General features: G+C 64.6%; 1 protein-coding gene. It reads left to right on the top strand.

Annotated features, from left to right (window positions below):
• Positions 1 to 560: 560 nt before the first annotated feature.
• A complete protein-coding gene (locus ACDELDRAFT_RS22725) occupies positions 561 to 1,145 on the top strand; it encodes a cysteine hydrolase family protein (protein WP_005801401.1) in 585 nt (194 codons plus the stop codon).
• The last annotated feature ends 52 nt before the right edge of the window (positions 1,146 to 1,197 follow it).

Here is a 1,197-nt window from a genome sequence, read left to right as displayed (position 1 = left end):
GACAGGGAAAACAGCGCAGGGCGTCGGGGCATGAGAACAGAAACCAATCATCAGGGAAAACCCTTACCACCATAGCAGCATATGGGCCAGGCGTGTTTTGCTCTTAATGCGATAGCACCTCACGCAATCCGCACAAGCGCATGAAGCACATTGCGCATGAAAATAGGCGCAGCAGAAGATGGAAACCAAGGCCGGGACACGCGGACTGCCCGCGCCCATCAGGGCCCAACCCGGTGCAAGCACGCCCGGGCCGACAAGCGGTGACGCCGAGCACCAACGCGGATGCGTTTCCGCCCGGCCCGCCGGCGCCTGCAGGGCCGCGCCAAGCGCACGTGGCACCGCTGCCCAGCCGCGCAAAGCCCTTGAATGTGCTCACCAAGGCCCCTGCACTGCCCGCCTCGCCCGCGCCTGGACGGCCAGCCTTCGTTGCAGGGAAAGGGCTGCGCACTGCACTGCAAATGATGGCTTAATTTGATCGATAAAAGTCAGAACCGGAGCAGCCTGCATCGCCAAGCCAAGGCAAGATAAGAGCTATCCGTTCAACTTCTCAGGGAGCATCCATGAAATCATGTCTGATTGTGATTGATGTGCAAGAGTCCTTTCGCTATCACCCCTTTTTCACCGGCGACGGCCTGGCCGCCTTTTTGGAGGCGCAGAACGCGCTGATCGAAGGGTGCATGGCGCGGGGCGTACCGGTGGTGCGCGTGCTCCACTGTGACGGGCCCGCCACGCCGTCCAACCCCTTCGCGGCCGAGTCGGGCCATGTGCAGCCGCTTGCCGGGCTGGTGCCGTTCGAGGCGGCCGCCACTTTCACCAAATCACGCCACAGTGCGCTGGTGGGCACCGGGCTGGATGTATGGCTCACGCGGCAAGGCGTGCAGCGCCTCATCGTGAGCGGCATCCGCACCGAGCAATGCTGTGAAACCACCACCCGCCACGCTTCCGACCTGGGTTGGCAGGTGGACTTCGTGACCGACGCCACCCACACCTGGGACATGGTGCAGCCCGATGGCCGGCCGCTGGCCGCTGCCGACATCAAATCCCGCACCGCCACCGTGCTGCAGGGGCGGTTTGCCACGCTGTGCAGCGTGCCCGAGGCGCTGCAGCGCTGCACTCCTGACGCCGCCACCGGGGCTGCCGCGTGACCGCCACCTCCACCCAGCAGGTGGCCATCCTGGTGTTCGACGAGATCGAGGC

It is taken from the genome of Acidovorax delafieldii 2AN (assembly GCF_000175235.1).
Lineage (GTDB): Bacteria > Pseudomonadota > Gammaproteobacteria > Burkholderiales > Burkholderiaceae_C > Acidovorax > Acidovorax delafieldii_B.
The sequence above is the reverse complement of the archived record's forward strand: the minus strand, read 5'-3'. Positions and strand labels throughout refer to the sequence as shown.

Coding starts and splice junctions, on each gene's coding strand:
- ACDELDRAFT_RS22725 (WP_005801401.1), top strand. CDS start 561: ATGAAATCATGTCTGATTGTGATTGATGTGCAAGAGTCCTTTCGCTAT.